This window comes from Bradyrhizobium sp. Leo114, assembly GCF_055229415.2.
Window position 1 is genome coordinate 1 of sequence record NZ_JBUYEN020000174.1, and the last position, 1,074, is coordinate 1,074.

A 1,074-nucleotide genomic window follows, 5' to 3' on the forward strand; every position below is an offset into this window, starting at 1 on the left:
GTGCAAAGCCAGCTAGCTCGAAGTACTTGTCGATGATATCAAGCGCATCCCAGAAACGCAGTGTGGTGACCGCATCGGCGTAATCTTCAGCGAAGCGGCGGAAATTCGGGGACAGTTCGGTGCTCTCCAAGGGCGAGCCATCAGGGATCAACCGGATCTACCGGCTTTATCGCGAGGAAGGGCTCACCGTCCGCAAGCGGCGGGCTCGCTTCGGCGATGGCCGAACGACTCGTTTAACGCAACGACACGTACTTCCAGGTTAGCTCCGCCGTCTCAAGCGCTCGCGCTGAGACGCACCGATCCATCACGGGCGCCTATGCCTTCATAGCGATCAAGTATTTTGCGCCATGCGCCACCTCTGGTAGTGACGTGCGGAGCTGTTGATCCAACGGGGACACGGAGGAATGCCATTACGCCATCTGCGGGAACGTTCTCGTCGGGAATTCTGACACACGTTATCATCGGCAGACGATGCCTGTCGGTGGCCTTTGGCGGCCGGCCCCGAGAGCAGGTCGTTGCCCCTTGAGCGGAGCTGGTGGCGCAAGCGGTTTCGAATCCTGCTGGCGCTACGGTGCGTTGGCAAGGAGACCGTCTGGGAGGGGCAATGAACCTCGATGACACGATGGAAGCTGCGCGAGAGACCATCGCGCAGATGGATAGTCTCTTGACGCGGGCTCGCGAACAACTTGGCCGTTGTGCCTGCCCTTTGGGCGACGGCACTATGAGTGCCGCTTCAATTTCTGCATTTGTCGCCGATCAGGACGAAGCGTTTCAAAGAGCGTATGCGGGCGAGCTGGCGGCCCTCAATCACATCCTGCCAACGCCTGAATCGATGTCGCATGTCCCACGCACCAAGCCGTCTCCACGGAGAGCGTGACATGATGAGGATGGCGGATGGTGAGCTATTGAATGGTGGCGATGCGCCGGACACCGAGCGGCTGGCACAACTCGCCATCGACTTCGTGGCAGGGCGCGCGGACCTGGCTAGCGTCATTGGGATCACGGACGATGAGCTTGAGGCCTTATATGTATTTGGCCACCGCTACTATTCTTGCGGCAAGTATGAGGAGGCGC

At 59.7% G+C, this 1,074-nt stretch carries 2 protein-coding genes; both read left to right on the forward strand.

Annotated elements, in window-relative coordinates; genetic code table 11:
- Positions 1–604 precede the first annotated feature (604 nt).
- Positions 605–877: a hypothetical protein gene (locus tag ACZIRK_RS45230; protein WP_130232011.1), complete on the forward strand. Its 273-nt coding sequence runs from the start codon at positions 605–607 to the stop codon at positions 875–877.
- Between the two features lies 1 nt (position 878).
- On the forward strand, positions 879–1,074 hold a 196-nt coding region (locus ACZIRK_RS45235; RefSeq protein WP_463703211.1), incomplete at its 3' end, for a hypothetical protein.

Excerpts from the sequence above, each read along its gene's own strand:
- ACZIRK_RS45230 (WP_130232011.1), top strand. The coding sequence starts at position 605 with ATGAACCTCGATGACACGATGGAAGCTGCGCGAGAGACCATCGCGCAG.